General features: G+C 31.7%; 22 protein-coding genes and 1 pseudogene. 12 read left to right on the top strand and 11 right to left on the bottom strand.

Translation table 11 applies throughout. From position 1 onward, the window contains the following. Window positions 1-3: 3 nt before the first annotated feature. The gene (gene yidC / locus DIS18_RS12500) at window positions 4-1,890 is read left to right on the top strand and encodes a membrane protein insertase YidC (protein WP_109353419.1); all 1,887 of its coding nucleotides are present in this window, start codon (window positions 4-6) and stop codon (window positions 1,888-1,890) included. Between the two features lie 172 nt (window positions 1,891-2,062). Then, window positions 2,063-2,767, top strand: coding sequence for a toxin-antitoxin system YwqK family antitoxin (locus tag DIS18_RS12495; RefSeq protein ID WP_109353418.1), 705 nt, complete (start codon window positions 2,063-2,065; stop codon window positions 2,765-2,767). An 83-nt stretch (window positions 2,768-2,850) separates the two neighbouring features. On the opposite strand, the gene DIS18_RS12490 is transcribed toward DIS18_RS12495, so the two are convergent. Continuing rightward, window positions 2,851-3,834 (bottom strand): fasciclin domain-containing protein, encoded by a 984-nt coding sequence (locus DIS18_RS12490; RefSeq protein WP_109353417.1) that lies wholly within the window; start codon window positions 3,832-3,834, stop codon window positions 2,851-2,853. Between the two features lie 178 nt (window positions 3,835-4,012). Between DIS18_RS12490 and mnmA the strand changes: the two genes are divergently transcribed. The 6 genes from mnmA (at window position 4,013) to DIS18_RS12460 (ending at window position 9,457) form a co-directional block, all read left to right on the top strand. Further along, entirely contained in the window at window positions 4,013-5,200 is a 1,188-nt protein-coding gene (gene mnmA, locus DIS18_RS12485; protein WP_109353416.1) for a tRNA 2-thiouridine(34) synthase MnmA, read from the top strand. A gap of 23 nt (window positions 5,201-5,223) precedes the next feature. Next, entirely contained in the window at window positions 5,224-6,168 is a 945-nt protein-coding gene (locus tag DIS18_RS12480; protein WP_109353415.1) for an NAD(P)H-dependent flavin oxidoreductase, read from the top strand. A 25-nt stretch (window positions 6,169-6,193) separates the two neighbouring features. Next, window positions 6,194-6,967, top strand: coding sequence for an FkbM family methyltransferase (locus tag DIS18_RS12475; RefSeq protein ID WP_181364049.1), 774 nt, complete (start codon window positions 6,194-6,196; stop codon window positions 6,965-6,967). 282 nt (window positions 6,968-7,249) lie between these two features. Further along, entirely contained in the window at window positions 7,250-8,629 is a 1,380-nt protein-coding gene (locus DIS18_RS12470) for an MATE family efflux transporter (protein WP_109353413.1), read from the top strand. Window positions 8,630-8,637: 8 nt separating this feature from the next. Further along, window positions 8,638-8,865 carry a hypothetical protein gene (locus DIS18_RS12465; protein ID WP_109353412.1) on the top strand — a complete coding sequence of 76 codons (228 nt, stop codon included), beginning with the start codon at window positions 8,638-8,640 and terminating at the stop codon, window positions 8,863-8,865. A gap of 16 nt (window positions 8,866-8,881) precedes the next feature. After that, on the top strand, window positions 8,882-9,457 hold the full coding sequence (locus DIS18_RS12460) for a phosphatase PAP2 family protein (protein WP_109353411.1): 576 nt from the start codon (window positions 8,882-8,884) through the stop codon (window positions 9,455-9,457). On the opposite strand, the gene meaB is transcribed toward DIS18_RS12460, so the two are convergent. The 4 genes from meaB to DIS18_RS12440 all read right to left on the bottom strand — a co-directional run bounded on the left by meaB (window position 9,440) and on the right by DIS18_RS12440 (window position 12,078). Next, window positions 9,440-10,516, bottom strand: a complete 1,077-nt coding sequence (meaB, locus tag DIS18_RS12455) for a methylmalonyl Co-A mutase-associated GTPase MeaB (protein ID WP_109353410.1) — start codon at window positions 10,514-10,516, stop codon at window positions 9,440-9,442. The genes DIS18_RS12460 and meaB overlap by 18 nt on opposite strands. 166 nt (window positions 10,517-10,682) lie before the next feature. Then, the gene (locus DIS18_RS12450) at window positions 10,683-10,988 is read right to left on the bottom strand and encodes a DUF3784 domain-containing protein (RefSeq protein WP_109353409.1); all 306 of its coding nucleotides are present in this window, start codon (window positions 10,986-10,988) and stop codon (window positions 10,683-10,685) included. Window positions 10,989-10,992: 4 nt separating this feature from the next. Then, window positions 10,993-11,511: a hypothetical protein gene (locus tag DIS18_RS12445; protein ID WP_109353408.1), complete on the bottom strand. Its 519-nt coding sequence runs from the start codon at window positions 11,509-11,511 to the stop codon at window positions 10,993-10,995. 12 nt (window positions 11,512-11,523) lie between these two features. Then, entirely contained in the window at window positions 11,524-12,078 is a 555-nt protein-coding gene (locus tag DIS18_RS12440; RefSeq protein ID WP_109353407.1) for a DUF2911 domain-containing protein, read from the bottom strand. 464 nt (window positions 12,079-12,542) lie between these two features. Here DIS18_RS12440 and DIS18_RS12435 point away from each other — a divergent pair, with 464 nt between their 5' ends. The 3 genes from DIS18_RS12435 to DIS18_RS12425 are packed head-to-tail and all read left to right on the top strand — an operon-like array spanning window position 12,543 to window position 15,290. After that, complete coding sequence (locus tag DIS18_RS12435; RefSeq protein ID WP_109353406.1) at window positions 12,543-13,094, top strand: RNA polymerase sigma factor; 552 nt, start codon at window positions 12,543-12,545, stop codon at window positions 13,092-13,094. After that, on the top strand, window positions 13,078-13,659 hold the full coding sequence (locus DIS18_RS12430; protein ID WP_109353405.1) for a hypothetical protein: 582 nt from the start codon (window positions 13,078-13,080) through the stop codon (window positions 13,657-13,659). Before DIS18_RS12435 ends, DIS18_RS12430 begins: the two co-directional genes overlap by 17 nt. An 11-nt stretch (window positions 13,660-13,670) precedes the next feature. After that, a complete protein-coding gene (locus DIS18_RS12425) occupies window positions 13,671-15,290 on the top strand; it encodes a cell envelope integrity TolA family protein (RefSeq protein ID WP_146191828.1) in 1,620 nt (539 codons plus the stop codon). Window positions 15,291-15,326: 36 nt separating this feature from the next. Here the strand turns inward: DIS18_RS12425 and DIS18_RS15070 are convergent, their stop codons facing one another. Further along, a complete protein-coding gene (locus DIS18_RS15070; protein WP_281261089.1) occupies window positions 15,327-15,668 on the bottom strand; it encodes a GNAT family N-acetyltransferase in 342 nt (113 codons plus the stop codon). A 324-nt stretch (window positions 15,669-15,992) separates the two neighbouring features. After that, window positions 15,993-16,904: pseudogene (gene miaA / locus DIS18_RS14975) on the bottom strand (tRNA (adenosine(37)-N6)-dimethylallyltransferase MiaA); the annotation flags it as partial. A 290-nt stretch (window positions 16,905-17,194) separates the two neighbouring features. Between miaA and DIS18_RS12415 the strand changes: the two are divergent. Continuing rightward, complete coding sequence (locus DIS18_RS12415; protein WP_146191827.1) at window positions 17,195-18,097, top strand: hypothetical protein; 903 nt, start codon at window positions 17,195-17,197, stop codon at window positions 18,095-18,097. Between the two features lie 291 nt (window positions 18,098-18,388). On the opposite strand, the gene DIS18_RS12410 is transcribed toward DIS18_RS12415, so the two are convergent. The 4 genes from DIS18_RS12410 to DIS18_RS12395 are packed head-to-tail and all read right to left on the bottom strand — an operon-like array spanning window position 18,389 to window position 23,281. Further along, the gene (locus tag DIS18_RS12410) at window positions 18,389-19,240 is read right to left on the bottom strand and encodes an ion transporter (protein WP_109353401.1); all 852 of its coding nucleotides are present in this window, start codon (window positions 19,238-19,240) and stop codon (window positions 18,389-18,391) included. A 21-nt stretch (window positions 19,241-19,261) separates the two neighbouring features. Further along, a complete protein-coding gene (locus DIS18_RS12405) occupies window positions 19,262-21,223 on the bottom strand; it encodes a DUF3857 domain-containing protein (RefSeq protein WP_109353400.1) in 1,962 nt (653 codons plus the stop codon). 2 nt (window positions 21,224-21,225) lie between these two features. Continuing rightward, window positions 21,226-22,590 carry an exonuclease domain-containing protein gene (locus DIS18_RS12400; protein WP_109353521.1) on the bottom strand — a complete coding sequence of 455 codons (1,365 nt, stop codon included), beginning with the start codon at window positions 22,588-22,590 and terminating at the stop codon, window positions 21,226-21,228. Window positions 22,591-22,609: 19 nt separating this feature from the next. Further along, window positions 22,610-23,281 carry a YggS family pyridoxal phosphate-dependent enzyme gene (locus DIS18_RS12395; RefSeq protein WP_109353399.1) on the bottom strand — a complete coding sequence of 224 codons (672 nt, stop codon included), beginning with the start codon at window positions 23,279-23,281 and terminating at the stop codon, window positions 22,610-22,612. Window position 23,282: the final 1 nt, after the last annotated feature.

The following is a 23,282-nucleotide window of genomic DNA, read 5'->3' as shown; positions in this document are numbered from 1 at the left end:
TAGATGGAAGAAAAAAAATTAGACTTAAATTCGATTATAGGTTTTGTACTTATCTTTGGAATTTTAGCATATATGCTTTGGCAAAACCAGCCTTCGCCAGAGGAATTAGAAGCTCAAGAAAAAGCAAAGCAAGAACAAGTTGAAGCAGAACAAAAAGCGAAAGCTCAAGAGGAAACTTTAGTAACTACAGCTGAAGATTATGCTATCGGTTCTGGAGCAGATTCACTTCAAGTCATTCAGTTAAAAAATAAATTGGGAGCATTTGCATATTCAGCGATGCAATCTTCAGATAAAGAAACGGTTGTTGAAAGCGATTTATTAGCACTTACTTTTAATAATAAAGGAGGCTATCTTTCAGAAGTACGTTTAAAGCAATTTGTAGATTATGATTCTATTCCTATCTATTTAATAAAAGATAACAACGCATCTTTTAATATTAACTTCGGAACAAATGATAGTAGAATATTAAACACTAAAGATTTGCCATTTGTTCCTCAGGTTACTAAAAATGGAGATGTTACTGTAGTTTCTATGAAGCTTAAGGTATCTGAAAGTCAATTTTTAGAATACCGTTATGAGTTGAAGCAAAATGATTATATGATTGATTTTGCTATCCGTTCTCAAGGATTGAGTAATGTGATTAATAGTTCTCAAGCCATTAATTTAGATTGGAAATTGAAAGGGTATCGTCATGCAAAAAGTATTTCTTATGAAAACAGATATACTGATATCCATTACGATTATGAAGGCGGAAAAGCAGATTACACAAGAGATGGTGAAGATGATATTGAAGATGTAGCTTGGATTGGTTATAAGCAGCATTTCTTTTCGTCTGCATTATTAACAGACTCACGTTTTAAAAATGTAAAGGTTAAAACTGAAAACTTAGTAAAAGAAGAAACTGTAGATACAGTTTACACTAAAAGTTTTGCAACTACAATACCTTTAGAATTGCAAGGTGGAGAAATCAATCAATCTATGGATTGGTATTATGGACCAAGTGATTTTAAAGTACTTAATAAATACGATAGAAATTTAGATGAATTAGTACCATTTGGTTGGGGATTATTTGGTTGGATAAACCGATACATCTTTATGCCATTGTTTGGTTTCTTAGGCGGTTTTATGCCTTACGGAATTGCTATTGTAGTAATGACAATTTTAGTAAAAATATTATTATCATTTGTGCAGTATAAGCAGTTTTTATCTCAGGCTAAAATGAAAATTTTAAAGCCAGAGCTTGATGCTATTAGAGAAAAGCATAAGAACAATAAAATGAAAGCGCAACAAGAAACCATGGCGTTGCAAACTAAAGCAGGAGCAAGCCCAATGGCAGGATGCTTACCAGCTTTAATTCAGTTGCCCGTATTTTATGCGTTGTTTCAGTTTTTCCCTTCTGCGTTTGATTTAAGACAGAAATCTTTCCTTTGGGTTGATGATTTATCTTCTTATGATGTTATTGCGAACTTACCGTTTAATATTCCTTTTTATGGAAACCATGTGAGTTTATTTCCAATATTAGCGTCTATTGCTATTTTCTTTTACATGCGTTTAACTACAGGACAGAATATGCAATCTCAACCTCAGCAAGAAGGTATGCCAGATATGGCGAAAATGATGAAATATATGATGTATTTCTCTCCTATAATGATGTTGTTTTTCTTTAATAACTATGCTTCAGGTTTGAGTTTGTACTATTTTATATCTAATGTCATTAGTATCGGAATTATATTAGTTATAAAAAACTTTATTCTTGACGAAGATAAAATTCATGCTCAGATTCAAGAGAAGAAGAAACAGCCTAAAAAACAAAATCGTTTTCAGAAGAAAATGGCTGAAATGATGGAGCAAGCTGAAAAACAAAAACAAGCGCAACAAAAACGCAAATAAATACTTTTGTCACCTTGAGCACAGACGAAAGGTTATTATAAAAAAACAAAAGCTGTCAATACATATTTTGGCAGCTTTTTTGCTATAACAAATTTATAGTTTATTCGTTACCTAAGTATAATTTCCAGGAAATCGTAAGATTTATGAATTCATTATTATTAAATTTTTAAAAATGAAAAGGTTTTATAGTATTCTATTTTTATTGCTGTTCAGTAATGTTTTGATTGCTCAAAGTATAAATCAGTTTGATGCTAATGGAAAGCGTCATGGGGTTTGGAAAAAGAATTTTGAAGATACTGATATTCTAAGATATGAAGGCCAGTTTTCTCATGGGAAAGAAATAGGCTTATTTAAATTTTATAAGGCTTATAAGAAAAAAGCTATTTTATCTGCAACTAAATTGTTTAATGAAAATAACAATATTGTAGAGGTTAAATTTTTAGCTTCAAATGGGCGTGTTATAAGCGAAGGTGAAATGAATGGTAAAACATATATTGGTACTTGGAAATACTATCAAAAAAACTCAGATAAACTCTTAACCCTAGAAAATTATAATGATGAAGGGCAGTTGGTAGGAGAGCGATTAGTGTATTACCCTAGCGGACAAATAGCTGAAAAGCAAAACTATGTTAATGGTAAATTACATGGAGAGTCATGTTGGTTATCAGAAAAAAATGTGGTTCTTAAAACGTATATTTATGAAAATGGCGAATTACATGGTTTAGCAAAATTTTATAATCCTAAAGGAGAATTACTTTCTGAGGGGCAATATAAAAGAGGAAAGAAAGATGGTGTTTGGAAATATTACGAAGATGGAGAATTAATAAACCAAAAAGACTTCACATATAAACCTAAATACATAAAAAAAACGCCTTAATTTCTTAAGGCGCCCTTTTTCATAGACAATTTTTAGTGGGAATACTAATGTTTGCCTACAAATCAACAAACCAAACTAATTTCTTATTGCATGTTAGGAAGTATTACTTTATCTATAACATGTACAACACCATTTGTTCCTTGAATGTCTACTAAGCTTGTAATAATATTGCTAACTCTTCCATTACCATCAGTTAAAGTAAATGCAGTTGCATCAGCTGTAATAGGTCCTCCTAAAGTTCCAACTTCTCCACTTGCTAATCCACTTGATTGTACATTAGCACTCACAATATGATTTAATAAAACAGCATCTACCGTTGAAGTTTCTATCTCTGTTAATGCAGATACTTCTAATTCTGCTAACAATGAAACAAAAGCGTCGTTTGTTGGAGCAAATACAGTAAAAGGTCCAGCTTCTCCATCAGAAACAGTAGTAATATAAGGTACTGTTGGGCTTCCTGTATCTGCGTAAGCTAACGCATCAACTAAGATTGATAATGCATCATTTGTTGTTGCAAATGTAGCTATTGTTGGAAGATCAATAACTTCGTTAACTATATGCACAACACCATTTTCTGTACTTACATCAGGCATTGAAACTGTAGCTCCTCCATTGAAAACCACACCGTTTGTTCCATTATAGTAAAGACTTAATTTTGTTCCGTTTGGTCCATCTGCCATAGTGTTTGTATACCCAGTATTACCAATAAGGTCTGTTGAAGCAATATTTGCATCAGCAATAACGTGATTTAGAAGTATTTGAGTTAAAACATCATTTGGTACATCGGATAGAGATGCAAAACCTTTAGCTTGTAAAAAAGCTGTGAATGCTGCATTTGTAGGAGCTAATACTGTTCTGTTACCAGGAGCTGATAGAGCATCAACTAAACCTGCTTGTATTACAGCATCTACAAGAAGACTAAGGTCTCCAACTGATTGAGCTGTTTCAACAATGTTTAAAGGATCTGGTGTTGGTGTAGTGTTGTCATCATCATTACTACATGATGTGAAAGCTACTAATGTTACTAGAATTACTGCTAATTTTTTCATAGAATTTAATTTTTTCATTTTTGTAAGGTTTTATTTTGTTCAACAAAAATATAAAATAATTAAACAAAGTTCCAAATAATGTTTAATAAAATTTTAAAATAATTAAACAAAAGTGTATTTCATCGATTTTTTAGAAATAGTTATTTGTATAAAAATCGTAGTATAATATGTATCTTTGTGCACTAATTTTTTAGTAATGAAACGTGTAATTGTAGGACTTTCTGGGGGTGTTGATTCTAGCGTAGCTGCTTATTTACTTAAACAGCAGGGTTATGAGGTTATTGGGCTGTTTATGAAAAACTGGCATGATGATTCTGTTACTATTTCTAACGAATGCCCTTGGCTGGATGATAGTAATGATGCGATGCTTGTTGCGGAAAAGCTTGGTATTCCTTTTCAAACTGTAGATTTAAGTGAGCAATACAAAGAACGTATTGTTGATTACATGTTTAATGAATATGAAAGGGGAAGGACACCAAATCCGGATGTACTTTGTAATAGAGAAATTAAGTTTGATGTTTTTATGAAGATTGCATTAGAACTTGGTGCTGATTATGTAGCTACTGGTCATTATTGTAGAAAAGGAACTATTAAAAAGGATGGTAAAGAGATTTACCAGCTTCTTGCTGGAGTTGATGATAATAAAGATCAATCATATTTTTTATGTCAGTTGTCTCAAGAGCAATTAGCTAAATCATTATTTCCTATAGGAGAATTAACAAAACCTGAGGTTAGAGACATAGCAACAGAATTAGATTTAATAACTGCAGAGAAAAAAGATTCGCAAGGTTTGTGTTTTATTGGTAAAGTAAAACTACCAGATTTTTTACAGCAACAGTTAAAACCTAAAGAAGGTGTAATTGTAGAAGTTTCTAAAGAGCAAGATATTTATAATGATATTCAAACTGATTTTAATTCAGAAGAAGAAAAGTTAGAGTATTTATCCAGGAAAATAGATTATAAAGTAGATTTAGGTAAAGTTGTTGGAAAGCATCAAGGTGCTCATTACTTTACTAAGGGGCAAAGAAAAGGTCTTGGTGTTGGAGGAACAGTTGAACCTCTATTTGTAATAGATACAGATGTAAAAGAAAATGTAATTTATACTGGCCAAGGAAAAGAACATCCTGGACTTTTAAAGAAAGCCTTATTTGTCTCTAATGAAGAATTGCACTGGGTTAGAGAGGATTTAAAACTTGAGCTAGATGAAACTTTAGAGGTTTTGGCAAGAATTAGATACCGACAATCTTTACAAAAAGCTACATTACATAAAGTTGATAGTGGTATGTATGTTGAGTTTGAAGAATTTCAGTCTGCAATGGCAGAAGGTCAATTTGTAGCTTGGTACATAAATGATGAGCTTATTGGTTCTGGTGTCATTTCTTAATTCATAATATATTTCAAAATTTCATGGAAAATAGAATAACTGATTTATTCAATATTAAATATCCAATTATACAAGCAGGAATGATTTGGAATAGTGGATGGCGTTTAGCTTCCGCTTCAAGCAATTCGGGTATTTTAGGACTTATTGGTGCAGGTTCTATGTATCCAGAAGTATTAAGAGAGCACATTCAAAAATGTAAAAAAGCTACAGACAAACCTTTTGGAGTAAATGTGCCAATGCTATATCCAAACATCCAAGAAATTATGGATATTATAGTTGAAGAAGGTGTGAAAATTGTTTTCACTTCTGCTGGAAATCCAAAAACATGGACATCATGGTTAAAAGAGCGAAATATAACTGTAGTGCATGTTGTAAGTAGTGTAAAATTTGCATTAAAAGCTCAAGAAGCAGGTGTTGATGCTATAGTTGCCGAAGGTTTTGAAGCAGGTGGACATAATGGAAGAGATGAAACAACTACACTAACTCTGATACCAATGGTTAAAGAGCAAATAAAAATTCCGTTAATTGCTGCTGGAGGCATTGCAACTGGTAGAGCAATGTTGGCAACTATGGTTTTAGGAGCTGATGGTGTTCAAATTGGAAGCAGGTTTGTTGCTAGTGTAGAAAGCTCTGCGCATGAAGCATTTAAAGCAGCTGTTGTTAATGCAAAAGAGGGAGATACTCAATTAACTTTAAAAGAATTGGCACCAGTTAGATTAATAAAAAACGATTTTTATAAGCAAGTTCAAGATTTGTATAAGAAAGCTCCAACTATTGAGGAGCTTCGTGAACTTTTAGGTAGAGCAAGAGCAAAAAGAGGCATGTTTGAAGGTGATTTAGAGGAAGGTGAATTGGAAATAGGACAAATTTCTGGATTAATTGACGATATTAAATCTGTTTCTGAAATTGTCGAGGATTTAGTAAACGAATATCATGAAGCTGAATTAAGTATCAAAAAATTAATATAGAAATAGTTAAAAGCTAATTAAAGATTTGAATAAAACATTTATTTACAAATTAGCCTTGAGGATATATCAGATTAAATGGTTTCCTAAGTGGATATATTTATTAGGTGTAAATCAATTCGCTTTATTATTAATAAATGATATATTAAAAAAGAAGGATCTTTCGGAATTAAGGGTTAAAGGCTATAATAATCCTATTTATTTAAGAGGAAATACTAGTGATTATAAAATTTTTAAACAGATTTTTATTGAAGAGGACCATAATTTGGATATTGAATTTCCTGTTAAATCTGTAATTGATGCGGGTTCTAATTGTGGTTATTCTGTGTTATATTTTGCTAAAAAATTTGAGAGAGCTATTATTGTTGCTATTGAACCTGATGAATCAAATTGTGAAATGATTCGGAAGAATACTTTGAATTATAGAAATGTTAGACTTATGCAAGGAGGTGTTTGGCATAGAAGTACAAACTTATCAATTAAAAATAAAAATGCAGGAAAATGGGCGTTCCAAGTGCAAGAAGTTAATGAGAAAGATGGGGAGTTTAAAGGTTATTCAATAGATGAAATAATGAATTTAAATAATTTAAACTCAATAGATTTTTTGAAAATGGATATAGAAGGCTCTGAAAAAATAGTTTTTACTGAGAATTATAAAAATTGGCTGCCAAAAATTAAGTATGGCATTATAGAATTGCATGAGGTTTATGCCAATGGAGTTACAGAAACTATCAATACAAAATTAAAAGAGTATAATTTTAAAATATCTCAAGCAGGAAAGAATCTAACATTTTATAAATAATAGATTTTATTTATATTTAATTAGAAAAGGAGGAAAATATTTTCCTCCTTTTCGTTTAGAAACCTCAGCACTTGTTTATTTATCCCTATAAAAAGCTAAATGTTTCTACAGTGCTATTTCTAGTTTTAGTGAGAACGATTTAAGGCGATGCAAATTTATAAAATAAATAGCAATAAATACCTACAAAAAGTTAGATATATTAACATTTGTTAATTTGATTTTTTTATGAAAAGATAATTATCAAATTTCTAAAAAGTAATAGCTAAAGTTTACTTTTGCTTAATGCAATTATCAAATTATACAAAGGAATTTAAATACAACTGGCAATTAGCAGCTCCGGTTATGTTAGGCATGCTCGGACACACCTTTGTAAGTTTTATTGATAATATTATGGTAGGGCAATTAGGAACCGCAGAATTAGCTGCTGTTTCCTTGGGGAATAGCTTTATGTTTATAGCCATGTCTTTAGGGATAGGTTTTTCAACAGCTATAACGCCTTTAATTGCTGAAGCTGATTCAGCTCAAGATTTTATTAAAGGAAAATCGTCATTTAAGCATGGTTTGTTTTTATGTACTGTTTTAGGGGTACTTTTGTTTTTACTTGTGTTTTTTGCTAAACCTTTAATGTATTTTATGAAACAACCTGTTGAGGTTGTTGAGTTGGCTATTCCGTATCTAGATTTAGTTGCGTTTTCTTTAATTCCGTTAATTGTTTTTCAAGGTTTTAAGCAATTTAGTGATGGTTTATCAATGACCAAATATCCTATGTATGCTACGCTTCTGGCAAATATCATAAACATCATTTTAAACTACATTTTAATTTTTGGAAAATTTGGTTTTCCAGAATTAGGTATTGTTGGAGCTGCTTATGGAACATTGGTTTCAAGACTTGTAATGGTTTGGTATTTATGGTTTTTGTTAAAAGGAAAAGAAAAGTCTAAAGCCTTTGTTACAAATATTAAGTTTTTTGTGCTTGATAAGTTTATGTTGAATAAGATTATCAATTTAGGAGCACCTAGTGCGATGCAAATGTTTTTTGAGGTAGCCATATTTACTGCTGCTATATGGCTTAGCGGATTGTTAGGTAAAAACCCTCAAGCTGCAAATCAAATAGCATTAAATTTAAGTTCTATGACGTTTATGGTGGCTATGGGTTTAAGTGTTGCTGCTATGATACGTGTGGGAAACCAAAAGGGATTGAAAGCGTATTTTGAATTGCGACGAATTGCGTTTTCATTATTTTTAATGGGCACATTATTAGCTACTGGGTTTGCTTTAATTTTCTTTTTCTTTCACAACCAATTGCCAAAAATATATGTAGATTATGATGATGCAGTAAACTTAATTGATAATATGGAAGTGGTTGGTATCGCTTCAAAACTATTACTTGCAGCTGCTATTTTTCAAATTAGTGATAGTATACAAGTTGTTGTTTTAGGAGCTTTACGGGGTTTACAAGATGTTAAAATACCAACTATAATTACATTTATTTCTTATTGGTTAGTTGGTTTTCCAATTAGTTGGTTTTTAGGTAAAGAAGATGCATACGGAAGTTTTGGTATTTGGCTTGGACTTCTAGCAGGTTTAACTACAGCTGCAATTTTATTATACATAAGGTTTAATTATTTAACTAAAAGGTTAATTTTGTCAAACAATAAATAACTTACTTTATGAGTCTTCCAAAATTTATATTAGGTGATAATACAGAATTTCCAAATGCGATTTACGTGATTCATACGGAGTTTCCGAGGTTTATAATTAATCTTGAAAATGATGAGGTTGAATGGTTTGAAGATTTTGATGCTGAAGATCAAAAAGAATTAGAGGCAGAAACGGAGACTGCTATTAGTGAAGCCACTGCATTTTATGATGCTGAGGTAGCTAAATATGATGAGTAAAATTAATTCCTAATAAATGATTGATCAGCTTTTACAATACGATACTGAACTTTTCATATTATTGAATAATCTAGGGTCAACAACTTGGGATGGTTTGTGGTTGGTTATTACTGATAAACTAACATTTATTCCTTTGTATGCTGTTTTACTGTTTTTGCTTTATAAGCACTATGGATTAAAATCTATGTTAATTTTTGTAGTCGTAATAGCTTTAATGATAACTTTTACCGATCAAATAACAAACGTTTTTAAACGTGGTTTTATGCGTTCAAGACCTTGTGGTGTAGATGAGTTAGAAGAACAGATTCGTTTTATTGCTGTACGTTGTGGTAAATATGGTTTCTTTTCAGGGCATTCATCTAATTCTATGGCTGCAGCAGTTTTAACAGGACTGTTGTTGAAGCCATACTATAAGAATTTGATTTTTGTTTTATTATTTTGGAGTGCTGTTGTGGCTTATAGTAGAATATATGTTGGTGTACATTACCCTATAGATATTTTATGTGGAATGACCTTTGGAGCTATGTCTGGATTTATGTTTTATAAAATAGCTAAATACGCTTTGAAGCGTTTTTTACCTGCTGAGATTTAAGAGATAATCAGCTGCTGCAAAAGGAGATGTTTCGTTGTTTTCTATAAGTTGAATTTGATTTGCTAATGCTTTTTTGATTTTTGGTGTGTTGAAGAAATCCGATTTCAATTGTTCTTCTATGGTTTGAATAAGCCAAAATTTATTCTGTTCACTTCGCTTATTATTAAAGAACTTATTTTTAGAAGTGGTTTTTACGTATTCTAAAATGATGTTCCAAATGGCATCTATACCTTCGTTTTTAAGTGCGCTACAAAGCATAACTTTTGGTTGCCAATGCGATTCTTTTTCTGGGTAGAGGTGAAGCGCTCTATTAAATTCTACTTTGGCAAGTTTAGCTTTTTTTAGGTTATCACCATCAGCTTTGTTAATAGCTATAGTGTCTGCCATTTCTATAATGCCTCGTTTTATACCTTGAAGCTCATCACCAGCACCAGCTAATTTCAATAGTAAAAAGAAATCGACCATACTGTGTACGGTGGTTTCACTTTGACCCACACCAACGGTTTCTATAATAATCACATCAAAGCCAGCTGCTTCACAAAGTATAATGGTTTCTCTGGTTTTTCTCGCTACACCACCTAAAGATTCACCAGAAGCGGAAGGACGTATAAACGCATTTTTATCTTTTACTAAATCTTCCATTCTGGTTTTGTCGCCTAAAATACTGCCTTTTGTTATAGTGCTGCTTGGGTCTATAGCTAAGACAGCAACACGTTTTCCAATAGCTGTTAAGTGTTTTCCGAAGGCTTCTATAAAAGTGCTTTTTCCAACACCAGGAACACCTGTAATGCCAATTCTAATAGAGTTGTTAGCATGCGGTAAACAAGCTTTTAATATAGCATTGGCTTGAGTTTTATGTTTTTGGTTTTTACTTTCAACCAAAGTAATAGCTCGACTTAATGCTGTAATGTTTTTTTTTAGGATAGATGTTACTAATGCATTTGTGTCAATTTTTGCTTTACGCTTATCTTTAATAGATTCAATAGAAGAGGAGTTAGTAATTTCTGAAATAGAAACACCTTTTTTTTCTTGTAATGCGGATTTTTTTTGTTTTGACACTAATGCACGAATGTTTTTTTAAAATTACGATTTTATTTTTAGTGAGCTGTAAATTACAAATGAGACTGAGAATGTTTATGTATAAGAATAGTTGCAATTTTCTTACGACATTTGATTAGTCCTAAAACTGCAATTATTTTTATAAGGTTTTTCAATCTGTTTTTTCTTAATTCTTTTTATATTTTTTAGAATTCGATTGAATTAGTAAGTATGGTATTCCAATAATTATTGAAGTCCAAAAAACATAATTTTGAAAATTTGGGTTCTCAGTCAATTTTGTAATTAAGTATCCAAAAATTATAATTAAAGCCATTCCGAACATCACGTTTCGAAATACATTTGCTATTCCCTCTATATTGTATTTTTCTTTTTCTTCTTTCGGCATTGTATTATAGCCAGCAACCAACCAATACATTTTTCCGTATTTTATTAAAATTCCGAGAACAATAAAAAGAATTGCTACTATAATCATAAATTCAGTTTTTTATTTGGTTCAACGTTCCGATTATTAGTCCAAAAATTCCTCCGAAATAAGAGAAATTATGGATTTTTGCAACTTTATTAAATTCCGCTTTGTGCTCAATTTCAAATGGCAAATCATAATTCGCAATAATTTCTGATGGATTTAATTCCGCAATTCCATAACCAACAAATCCGAACAATATTGTAATTCCGATAACGATGAATATGGATTTTAGCGATTTATTCAACATTATTTGTCTGTCACTATATTTCAGTCCGAATATTCCGAGAACTATTCCAGTTAAAAGACCAAACCACCAAGTTGAGAAAAATCCAACCCAAATCAGGGAAAAAGTCCAGTTTCCGTTAAATTCTCGTGCATAATCATCTAAAATTCCAAAATTAAAAAATATCAGTTTAGTGTAAAATTCAGGCGATATTTTTGACGTAATAAAATCGTGTGTAACTCCATAAATTGCAGCTAATGCTATTGAAATAAAAACGATTATTATGAATGTTCCGAGTTTTTTCAAATTGATGGTAACTTACTTTAAAGGAACAGCTACCTTAACATCATCCCAGGCCATGGTTAAAAAGAGATTATCTGTAGAGTTATCAAAAGCAATAGTAAACTGTTCTACAGCATTGTCTAATTTTTGAACAGGGACTTCTATATTAATAGCATCATAGTTTGGATCCCACATGGGTTTCATTTCGGCATTTACGCCCCAAGAATATTGTTTGGTGTTGAAAATAACATTCCATGTTGAATCTTTTGGAACCGTCCAGAGTGTATATTTCCCTGCTGGTAATGGCATGCCTTTTATTTCTAAAGGTGTGTTTGTTTCAAATGTGGTTGCTTCGTTTGCTCCAGTACGCCATACTTGATTGAATGGTACTAGTGCACCAAAGATATCACGTTCTTTTTTAAAGGGTCTGTTGTAAAACACTTCAAGTTTTAAATCGTTAAGCTTAAACTCCACAGTATCTTTAGGACTTAACCGTTTTGCAAAAATATTTTCAACGAAAGTGGAATATAAAAATAGGCCTAATGCTATTATTGATAATAGGATTAAAACGCGTTTTAAAAAGGTATTCATATACAGCAATTTAATAAAGTATAAATATAATTTAATTGGGATAACTAGTAAAGGACTAACGGTTATTTATTTAGCTTTGTTGTTGTGGAGCTAGAAGATGGAATATGGAATAGGTAAAAGGGAAAAGGGAGTAGTGAAAAGGGGAAAGGGATAAGTGACAAGAGAAATGAGGAAAAGTTAGGTAATAATTTGTAAACTGGAACTTAGAGAGTGGTTGCAAACTTAATTTAGCAGACATGCCCGCGTTAGGGATTATTCATTGGTTACTATTTTAAATTAATGAAATCATGAATGCGTTGCATTTGCAGAGGAAAGCCCGCAGGAACGAGGACTTGTAGCGGATAGCCCGACCCTTGGGTAACGCCCAAATAAAAATAATTTTAAAAAAACATTTAATTTTTGCAACACTGTATTTTTTTAATCGTCTTTAAAACGAACTAACTTAAACCAAAAGTAGAACAAGCATGTTTCAAGTTGACATTATTGAACAATGTAAACAGAACAACCGTAAAGCGCAATTGCAGTTATACAACCAGTACTGCGACGGGATGTATATTGTGGCTAAACGGTTTTTGAAAGATGCTGCTGATGCTGAAGATGTAGTACAGGAAGCTTTTATTAAGGCTTTTACAAAACTGCATCAATATAAAGCGGAAGTAACTTTTGGGGCTTGGTTAAAACGTATTGTTGTTAATAAAAGTATTGACTTTTTAAAAGCTAGAAAGCAACAGCTGGTAGAGCTTGAAGAGGTGCACCTGAAAGTAGTTGATATGCCTAAAGACGACAAATGGTTAGTGGAAGATACAATAACATTGGATGATGTTAAGGTAGCTATTAATGAGTTGCCAGAAAAGTATCAGTACGTTGTGATGTTGTACTTAATTGAAGGGTATGACCATCAAGAGATTTCGGAGATTCTAGATATTTCTGAAGTGGCTTCAAGAACACAACTATCTAGAGGAAAAGTAAAATTACAAAAACTGTTAACACTTAAAAAAAATGGCACAAGATCTTAGAGAGTTATTTAAAAATGACAAGATAACGAACGAAAAGATGCCTAAAAACCATCAAGAGCGTTTTCTTGACAAGTTAGACGCTGCTTTACCAGAGCAGAAACAATCAAAATTTAGTTGGATGCAAATTGCAGCTAGTGTTGTTGTGCTTTTAGGTTTGAGTTTTGGTGTGTTTAAGTATTTTCAGCCTGTTGCTTTAGGTGATGATAATCCTGAGGTTGTAACCAATAAAGCGGTTGATACAAAAACCTTAGGCGATATTTCTCCTGGATTAAAAAAGGTAGAAGATTATTATTTAGCGAGTATTAATTTAGAGTTGTCTAAAATGGAATACACACCAGAAACCAAAGAGTTGTTTGATGGGTATTTAATACAACTAAATGCACTTGATAAAGAGTATCAAAAATTATCATTAGAGTTAACAGAATCTGGACCTAGTGAATTAACAGTTAATGCTTTAATTGACAATTTAAAATTACGTTTGAATTTATTGTATCGATTAAGAGCACAATTGCAAGAGTTTAACACTTCTGATGCCTTGGCTGATGAAGTTGTACAATCAATCTAAAAAATCAAAAAATGAACAAGACTATTATAAAAATCAAATTATTGGCATTATGCTTCTTTATAACAGGAGGGATAATGGCACAACAGAAATTAACCAAAGTATCTCAATCTATTAAAGTAGATAAAGATGTTGTTGTAGATTTAAATACAAGCTATAGCAATATTATTATTGATACATGGAATAAGAATACTATTGAAGTTGAAGCTTATATTGAAGGCGAAAAGTTGAGTAAAGAAGATTTGGAGGAAGCTTTAAAACACTGGGATGTTGATATTGACGCAAGTAATAAAGAAGTTTCTATATCGACTAGAGGCGGACATTCTAATTCTTTATGGGTACACCGAGATTCTCATGATTGTGAAGGTTGTGACCATGATAATCATAATCATTCAGTAGGTGCTATATTAAACGAGTTGAAGTTTGAATTGGCTGATATACCAGAAATGGATTTTGACTTTGATTTTGATTTCCCTGAAATGCCTGAAATGCCTGAAATGCCAGAGATGCCAGAGTTACCTGAATTGCCAGAGGGTGTAAATGCTATTAAATTTGATTATGATGCTTACCAAAAGAATGGCGAAAAATATTTAGAAGAGTGGTCTCAAAATTTCGAATCTCGATACGGGAAGGACTATGCTAAAAAGATGGAAGCATGGGGCAAAAAATTTGGTGAAGAATGGGAAGATAAATATGGAAAAGATTATGCTAAAAAGATGGAAGCTTGGGGCGAGAAGTTTGGAAAAGAATGGGGAGAAAAGTACGCTAAACAAATGGAAGCATGGGGAGAAAATTTTGCTAAACGTATGGAAAGTCAAGCTAAACAAGCAACAGCACAAGTAGAGCGTGCAGAAGCACACAAAGCTAGAGCAGAAGCCATGAAAGAAAGAGCTAAAGTGCGTGCAGAAGCACATAAGGCTAGAGCAGAGGCTATGAAAGTAAGAGCTAAGGTTCGTGCTGAGGAGCACAAGAAGCGTGTTAAAGAGCGAGCAATATTAATAAAGGATAGAGAACGAGAAGTGGAGAGTTTGTTCCATAGAAGTTCTCATCCAGATGTTAAGAAAACGATTAAAATAAAGATGCCAAAAGGCGCTAAATTAAAGGTTAATGTTAAGCATGGCGAAATACAATTTGCTGCTAATATTGATAATTTAGAAGCCGATTTGCAATACACAAAATTTACAGCAGAAAGCATTAATGGAAGTTTAACTTCCATTAATGCTTCTTATTCGCCAATTTATGTAGCAAATTGGAATTTAGGTGAATTGAATCTGAACCATGTAAAAAACGTTGAATTAGAAAATGTTGAGCATTTGGTTTTAAACGCTGTATCATCAAATATTGATGTGGAAAACTTATTTGGTAGTGCTATTATTGATGGCAATATTGGCGATGTGAAAATTTTTAATATTGATGATAACTTTATTAGTTTGAATATGATTCTTCAGAATAATGATACATTCATCAAATTACCTAATACAGATTACAATTTAAGATATAAAGGCACGCGTTCTCATTTAAATCACTCAGAGCACACTGAAAATGGTCATGTAACTAACTTTTCTACAGGTGATTTATCTAGTGCAAAAAACATTGTGATTAACGCTAAATATAGTAACGTAACTATGGAGTAAAAACTACTTTAATTGTCCTTTTCTATTTCTTCGCTTTTAACCACTTATTTTCCAATACTCAATTTTTATTCTCGTAATAAAACCAAGCTTTTTATATAAATGTATTGGTCCAAGGTTTGTTTCATCTACATGCAAAAACGGAACTTTATTATCCTCAAATATTTTATTAGAAGCATGCGTTAAAAGCTGTTTTGCATAACCATTACCTAAATAATCGGGATGTGTTGCTACAGCACTAATTTCAGTAAAGTGTTTGGTTTGCATGCGTTCTCCTAATGCTGCCACTAGTAAATTATTTTTGTAGATGCCATAGTATCTGCCTAAAGTGCTCGTTTTTTCTTTGAAAAAATGCGGGTATACAAGTTTAATTAAACCCATTAAATCTTCAAGGTGTTTTTCTTGAAGTTCAATAATAGTTTCCGTAATAGGAAATTGTGTTTTTTTACGAAGTATCATTTGCAATCCTATATACTTAATAGCAGGTTTAAACTCTGTTGGTAGCTTAGGTTGCTTTCCAACTACAAAAAAGGTATCTATTAGTTTGGAGTATTTTTCTATGGCTTGAGCAGTATCAGCACCATCTATAAAAGCACCAAAGGGCGCATAATCAGTTTTATAAAATTTTACTTTATCATAGTTTATGCATTTATCAGTATGTATTTCTGTTAAAGAAAACCATACTGGATTGTCTAAAACAGCTTCTTTAATTCTGGAATTTATTTTATTTATAATGTCCAGGGTTTGAGATTTATAATCGAACCACAATGTTTTATCATTTCGTTTAAACCAAGTGAGTTGGCGTTTTGCAAAACGTCTTGTATTTTTTTTAATTTCTGAAATGGCAAAATCTAGATCCCATGCTCCAGAAAGATGATTAAAGAGTTCTTTATAGCCAACAGTGTTAAGTGCATTTAAATTTTTATGCTCTAGTAAACCTTTTACTTCGTCAAGTAAGCCTTCTTGCATCATTATATCTACGCGTTGATTGATGCGCTGATATATTAAGTCTCTATCTGCAGTTAAACCTATGGTAATGGCTTTAAAATGGCGTTTTTCTTTGTCTTTATTTAAGAAAGATGAATAGGGTTTTCCTGTACCTATGCAAATTTCTAAAGCGCGAATAACACGGTGAGGATTATCTATGGCTATTGTGTTAAAAGATATTGGGTCTAAGGTTTGTAATTGGTTTTGAAGTGTTTCTAAACCATCTTGCTCTAGTTTTTTGTTTAATGTTTTACGAATTTCTGGATCTACTTCTGGAAAATGATCCAACCCTTTGGTAAGCGCATCAACATATAAACCTGAACCGCCAACCATAACCAAAATGTTATGCGTTTTAAAAAGCGTTTCTAAGCATTGTAAAGCATCTTTCTCGAAAGCACCTACATTGTAATTGTCTTTTATAGATTTATGATGAATAAAATGGTGTTTTGCACCTGCCAATTCCTCTGGGGTTGGAGCTGCAGTACCAATTTGCATCTCTTTAAAAAACTGACGCGAATCTGCGGAGATTATCTCCGTTTTAAAGTGTTGTGCTAGTTTTATGCTTAGCGCAGTTTTACCAATAGCTGTAGGGCCAACTATGGAAATAAGATATTTTGCGTTTGAGTTTATAGCTTGTTGTATTTAATTTGGTAAAGTTAATTTGAATAAATGATTTATGCGAATTTAAGTATTGAATTGAAATTTTGTTTTATATAATTACTTGATTTTGTAAAAAATTTCAGCTAGCTTCGTTTAACATAGGATAAAAGTCATTAAAACGACACATATCCGTAAAAACATTGCCAGTAATTTAAGCGAACTCGAAATTAACCCATTTACTAATCCAAAAGAACAATTCACTCATTATCTCTTTTAATTTTTTAAAAGCTGACATAAATTTGATAAAGTCAATTTCACCTATGAAAAGAATAACCTTTATCTTGTGTTGTATTATTTCTTCATTCACATTTGGTCAAGAACTGACCAAAAAAGTTGGCGACATAGAAATTCGACTAATCGAACATTATTATAAACGAAATTCTAATTACGAATTAACCAAAAGAAAATCTAACAATTTAAACCGTCCTTTTGTAAAAATGTTTTTTGATTCTCATGGAAACTTGCTCAAGAAAATCAAATATGGCACGCACCATAATTCGGATTTAAAATTGATTGGAAGGGTTCAGGTTTTTACTTATTTAAATAAAAGACTTGATTCAACTTTGGAATATTATTCTGAATGTTTCTGTGAAAAGAAAATTGAACCCTATTTTTATTCTCGATACAAATACAATAAAAGCGACTTACTAAAAGAAGAATTAACCTATGTTTATTCAACCGATTCTTTACAGAGTAAAAAGACTTTTGAATATAATTCCAACCTGAATAAAATTAAATCTTTTATAAATCCAACCTATTATTACCAAAGTGAATTTGACTCATTAAATAGAATTACGATTTTAAAACAGATTTATGAAGATAAAGTAAGATGGGATTGGAAATATAACTATACCAACAACCAAAGAATTGGAATTTTTCAAACCTATTATAAAGACGGTAAGGATTACTCTAAAAAAGAAATCCAGACTTTTAATGGAAATGGACTGCTAATTGAAACGGAAGAAAAATATATTTCAAGAAGTGGACTTGACGTGAAAACGAAAATTTTCTATGATGAAAATGGGATGATATCTAAAATTGAACAATACGAAGCATACGGAAAAGAATATGTATTTGTTTCTTATACAGATATTAAGATTAAATCAAAATTGGAATTGAATTCAAATATTGTTGAAAAGATAAACGAACAAATCAATATATAATAAAAAACTACTAGCAACAATGTGTATAATTCATTGCTGGTAATAGCCTACTTACGAAAGTCCTCGCGGACTTTCTATCCGTGATTTATTTGCTAATTTAGTTGCTGAAACACGCAACGAAATCATACACTAGACCGTTAAACGAACTTCCTGAAAATCAAGAAACATTAATTTAAAACCCAAGTTAGCAAACATGCCCGCGTTAGGGATTGCAGTGGAAAGCCCGCAGCCCGACGTAGGAGGTGCGAGGACTTGTAATGTAAAGCCCGACCCCTGGGTAACGCCCAAAAATTAATTGTATAATTTCTCGCCACAATTGTAGCAATAATCTGCATTGTCTTTATGTTTTTCGGCTAGACAATTTTCGCAAGATTTTGAATTTAGATGGATGTCTTGATTTTTGGGTTCTTCTTTTTTAGTATTACTTTGGTTTGCATATTCCGCAGAAACGATACCTGTTGGTACAGCAATAATACCATAACCTAAAATCATGACTAATGAGGCAATGAATTGCCCGAGTGGTGTTTGGGGTGCGATATCGCCAAAACCTACTGTGGTAAGGGTTACAATACACCAATAGACACTTTTTGGGATATTTGTAAAGCCGTTTTCTTCGCCTTCAATTAGATACATTACGGTTCCTAAAATGACAGCAACTATAATGACTGCGAAGAGGAAAACAGAGATTTTTGCACGACTTGCTTTTAAAGCGTTCACCAAATTATTGGATGCGCCTAAATACCTTGCGAGTTTTAAAATTCTGAACACGCGAAGTAAGCGTAAGGCCCTTAGTGCAGCTAAGGCATGTACGCCTCCTACAACTAGTGAGATGTATTTTGGTATGGTTGAGAGTAAATCTATAATACCATAAAAGCTAAAAATATATTTACTTGGTTTTTTTACGGTAATTATTCTAGCAATATATTCTATACTGAAAAGAATGGTAATTACCCACTCTGATATGTTTAAAAGGTTGTGGTATTTACTGTCTATGCTTTTAACACTTTCTAGCATAACTAGTATAATACTGGTTATAATGGTGATTAGGAGTATGACATCAAAAAGTTTTCCTGCAGGGGTGTCTGCTTCATAAATAATATCATGAAGTTTTGTTCTCCAGCTTGTTTTAGATGTCTTGCTCATGCTTTCAAAAGTAAGAAAAGATTAATTAGTTTTTTCAAGTAAAATGATAGAGTTGTTTTGAATGTTAACTATTTTATTCATGAATTCTTTTAAAAAAGGGTAATACTCAGCATCATATTTAGATCTTTTAAAATCAATTTTTAAAGTTAAATTCAACGTATTGGCAAGCTGATTAGCACTAAATAAAATTTGGCCAGCATCATTGGGAAGGCTCAAATTTAAGTTTTTTGGCATTTCGATAACTTTATAGTTTTCAGCTATTTCTAGTTTAAACATATAAAAATAAGTGTCTTTATATCCAAAATCAATGGGGTATGTGCGTTGCTGTAGTTTAAAAGGGTTTTCACTAAAAAACTTTACAAAAAATGGGTTTAGGTAAATGTTATTACCGGCTTCGTCAAAATTATATTCGATATTGTAATTTTCTTTATAATCTTCACTAGTTGCGCCTTCACTTGTTACTTCAAAATCTGATATTTCAATATAAGGGAATGTGTTTTCTAGTTTATCTAGATAGCTGTTTTTGTTTGAGAAATAGGATTTTCTCTTATTTAAAGCATGATATCCTGTTCTTTTAGATTTTATGTTTCCAATAAGTACTCCATTATCATCAAAATGTAATTCTGCCTGATAATAAGTGTTTGAAGGTTTGTATGGTTTTAATTCTATCCAATCACTTCCATTTTTGAAGTCTAATAGTCTACCGTATTCATTTAAACATTTAAAAGGAATTTCTCCAAAGTTTAAAAATTTATCAGTGGCATCGAGCAAGTATGTTTTATCGTTTATTGTTGCTTGGGTAATTAGATAATTAAAATCATATATAACAGGAAAAATCTTTGTTGGAAAACCATTTTCTCTTGTTGATATTAATATGGGTTTTACTTCAATACCACTTTCTTTGAGTAAATTATGTAATAAAATATTTATTGAAGCAACGTTACCAGATTTATTTTTTATCAAATCTTTTACCGATGTTTCACTAAAAATCAGATACTCTTCGTCCCAATTATAGTTGTTTTGTACATGTTTATAAATAGATTGTGCCTTTTTTAGTAAATCTGTTTCATTAATAATGTCTTCAGATAAAAAATCTTCTAAATCAACCGATTTGTTTAGCTGTTTTCCAATTTTAGCATGACTTTTTAACTCTTTGTCAACGGTTTTCCAAGTTTTTGTAAAATGCTCTAAAGTGCCATCAAACCTTCTGAAGGTTTTTAAATCGTATTCTATTTTTATTAAATAATTAGATTTACTAGTCATGTAATCCTCCTCAATAAAAGCGGGAATATCTTTCATGGCATATCTAGCATTAAAACAATGAGAAGAAGCTCCATTACCGGCTATAAGACAGTTTTTTTCAACTTCTGATTCGTTAATTGCTAGTTTTTGGCCTCCAACAAGTTTAATGTTGTACTCCCAGTTGCCTGGTATGCTAGGAGTGTATTCACTATAAAGTTTTGGGATACTCCCTTGAAAACTCCATCCATGATATTTCATCATAAATGGGGAAATGGTTGTATAGCTATAACTAATTACTGAACCCACTTTTACATTTGGAAGTGTGAATTTAACAAGTGTATGATTCTCGTCGTATTTTTCAGTGAAGATATTGTCTTCTTCTAATTTGGTTTTAATCACCTCCCCGTCAACCATAGTGTAGGTTGTTGCAAGTATTTTTTCTACTTTTTCAACTCTAGAGCCATTACTGTATAAGTGAATTTCTACCGTTGCATGTTCAAAACCTTCTCTTTTTAAAATTTTTATTTTGTGTTTTTCTTCAGTCCTTAAGTCGAAGTCACTTTTGCTAACGTAGCTTTTGGCTTTTTCATAAATTACCAAGGCATTTGCAGTAGAGTCTTTTGTAAAAGTTTTACTTTCTAAATCTCCTAAAGAAACTCTGTATGACTCTGAATCATAATTTTCTTGGGCAAGAGTAGTCATGCTAATACATAAAAATAGTAGTAAAAAGATGTGTCTCATATTTAATCTATTAAAATGGTTTTAAGGCGTTTATTTTTTCTGAGGTAACTTTGAATAATATGCTGAGTATCTCTATTGTTTTGCATAGGTGTAATAATAGATTCTAGTACCTCAAGATTATTTATTTGATAATTAAGGTTGAAGAAGCCTAGTCCCTTATAAACGCCATTTTCTATTAATATAGCACTGCGTTCATCTACCTCTCGGCCTCTATCAACAATGATCATGTTTTTATTTGAATAGCTGTTTTTTTCAATGAGTGATTCTACACGTTTGTTATAAGATTTTAATGATTCTTTTTGAATACAAGCGCCTTCGCAGTTTTTGATTTCGTAATTGAAACAACTGGTTTTAGTTTTGTAAAGCCCTGTTAGTTTTTGACACAGATTAAAATCTTCAACAGCTTTGGTTATAAAACTCTTTCCGCTTTGACGATTACTAAATGTAGTGATGGGTTTTTTTCGACCATCAGCAACATCAATTTTTAAATTAAGATAACCAAATTCGTCTTTAAAATGATATAAAGCATGTGTGAAGATGGAACGACGCAATGCTCTGTTATATATAGGTTTAACTTTTTTAATTTCTTCACTTTCTTTAAGTAGTGCAACTAGCTCGCTTCCAGTAGCTTCATAAGTTACAGAGGTTACTTTAGCTTGTATTTTTTTTGATTTAGCATTAGTACCTGTAAAGTGTTGATTGATGCGTTTTTTTATATTTTTACTCTTACCAATATATATGATTTCACCATCTTCTTTATGTATATAATATACACCAGTTATAGATGGTAAATCTGAAATAATATCTAAATGCCTGGGTTCCAATTGGCGCTTTGGGTTTAAACGCACAGATTTTTGAATAATAGTTTTTGTGGTGTCTTTGGCAAGAAGGAGTTTAAATAATTTTACAGTTGCTAGAGCATCACCAGAAGCACGATGTCTATCAGTAACAGGGATTCCTAGTGAGCGAACCAATTTTCCTAAACTATAAGAAGGTTGGTCTGGAATTAAATCTTTTGAAAGTTCTACGGTACATAAAGATTTTCGTTCGTATTCAAAACCTAGTCTTCTAAACTCTGTGCATAAAATACGATAATCAAATTGAGCATTATGTGCTACTAGAATACAGTCTTTTGTAATTTCTACAATACGTTTTGCAACTTCATAGAATTTTGGAGCGCTACGAAGCATGTTGCTATTAATTCCTGTTAAATTAACAACAAAGGGTTGAATATCTCGCTCTGGATTTATGAGGCTTATAAATTGATCAATGACTTCATGACCGTCGAATTTATAAATTGCAATTTCTGTTATACCTTCTTCATTGTACTTACCTCCAGTGGTTTCTATGTCTAAAATTGCGTAAATAGTATATTTTTTTTGTTTATTAATTTGTATAAATTCTATTGCCAAATATACTACTTCCAACTCGAATCATGGTGCTTCCACACTCAATTGCCATAGGATAATCGCCACTCATACCCATAGAAATAATTTGCAATTTGCAGTTTGCAGTTTGTAATGATTTTAATGTTTTAAAAGTAGATTTTAATAGCTTGAATTCTTTTTCAATTTGAATTCGATTGTCAGTAAATGTTGCCATTCCCATAACGCCAGAAACTTTTATGTTTTCTAATTCTGAAAAGTCTTCAGATTGAATAATACTAGACGCCTCTTTGATAGACATTCCAAATTTAGAATCTTCTGAAGCTATTTTTATTTGAAGTAAACAGTCAATAATTCTATCGTGCTTTTTGGCTTGCTTATTTATCTCTTTCAATAATTTGAAATTGTCTACACCATGAATTAATGAAACAAATTCTGCCATGTATTTTACTTTATTTCGCTGTACATGTCCAATCATATGCCATTTAATATCTTTTGGCATTTCCTCATGTTTTTCAATCATTTCTTGGATTTTATTTTCACCAAAAATACGTTGTCCTGCATTATAAGCCTCCATTAGATCACTAACAGGTTTGGTTTTTGAGACTGCAACTAAAGTAACATGGTCTGGTAATGATGTTTTTATGTTTACAAGATTATCTTTTATACTCATT

Source organism: Algibacter marinivivus (assembly GCF_003143755.1).
GTDB lineage: Bacteria > Bacteroidota > Bacteroidia > Flavobacteriales > Flavobacteriaceae > Algibacter_B > Algibacter_B marinivivus.
This window is presented reverse-complemented; position numbering and strand designations above follow the sequence as displayed.

What these genes read in the sequence shown, in the direction of transcription:
- yidC (WP_109353419.1), top strand. Translation starts at nt 4, where the DNA reads ATGGAAGAAAAAAAATTAGACTTAAATTCGATTATAGGTTTTGTACTT.
- DIS18_RS12495 (WP_109353418.1), top strand. Translation starts at nt 2,063, where the DNA reads ATGAAAAGGTTTTATAGTATTCTATTTTTATTGCTGTTCAGTAATGTT.
- DIS18_RS12490 (WP_109353417.1), bottom strand. Translation starts at nt 3,834, where the DNA reads ATGAAAAAATTAAATTCTATGAAAAAATTAGCAGTAATTCTAGTAACA.
- mnmA (WP_109353416.1), top strand. Translation starts at nt 4,013, where the DNA reads ATGAAACGTGTAATTGTAGGACTTTCTGGGGGTGTTGATTCTAGCGTA.
- DIS18_RS12480 (WP_109353415.1), top strand. Translation starts at nt 5,224, where the DNA reads ATGGAAAATAGAATAACTGATTTATTCAATATTAAATATCCAATTATA.
- DIS18_RS12470 (WP_109353413.1), top strand. Translation starts at nt 7,250, where the DNA reads ATGCAATTATCAAATTATACAAAGGAATTTAAATACAACTGGCAATTA.
- DIS18_RS12465 (WP_109353412.1), top strand. Translation starts at nt 8,638, where the DNA reads ATGAGTCTTCCAAAATTTATATTAGGTGATAATACAGAATTTCCAAAT.
- DIS18_RS12460 (WP_109353411.1), top strand. Translation starts at nt 8,882, where the DNA reads ATGATTGATCAGCTTTTACAATACGATACTGAACTTTTCATATTATTG.
- DIS18_RS12450 (WP_109353409.1), bottom strand. Translation starts at nt 10,988, where the DNA reads ATGATTATAGTAGCAATTCTTTTTATTGTTCTCGGAATTTTAATAAAA.
- DIS18_RS12440 (WP_109353407.1), bottom strand. Translation starts at nt 12,078, where the DNA reads ATGAATACCTTTTTAAAACGCGTTTTAATCCTATTATCAATAATAGCA.
- DIS18_RS12435 (WP_109353406.1), top strand. Translation starts at nt 12,543, where the DNA reads ATGTTTCAAGTTGACATTATTGAACAATGTAAACAGAACAACCGTAAA.
- DIS18_RS12430 (WP_109353405.1), top strand. Translation starts at nt 13,078, where the DNA reads ATGGCACAAGATCTTAGAGAGTTATTTAAAAATGACAAGATAACGAAC.
- DIS18_RS12425 (WP_146191828.1), top strand. Translation starts at nt 13,671, where the DNA reads ATGAACAAGACTATTATAAAAATCAAATTATTGGCATTATGCTTCTTT.
- DIS18_RS15070 (WP_281261089.1), bottom strand. Translation starts at nt 15,668, where the DNA reads ATGGGTTTAATTAAACTTGTATACCCGCATTTTTTCAAAGAAAAAACG.
- DIS18_RS12415 (WP_146191827.1), top strand. Translation starts at nt 17,195, where the DNA reads ATGAAAAGAATAACCTTTATCTTGTGTTGTATTATTTCTTCATTCACA.
- DIS18_RS12410 (WP_109353401.1), bottom strand. Translation starts at nt 19,240, where the DNA reads ATGAGCAAGACATCTAAAACAAGCTGGAGAACAAAACTTCATGATATT.
- DIS18_RS12405 (WP_109353400.1), bottom strand. Translation starts at nt 21,223, where the DNA reads ATGAGACACATCTTTTTACTACTATTTTTATGTATTAGCATGACTACT.
- DIS18_RS12395 (WP_109353399.1), bottom strand. Translation starts at nt 23,281, where the DNA reads ATGAGTATAAAAGATAATCTTGTAAACATAAAAACATCATTACCAGAC.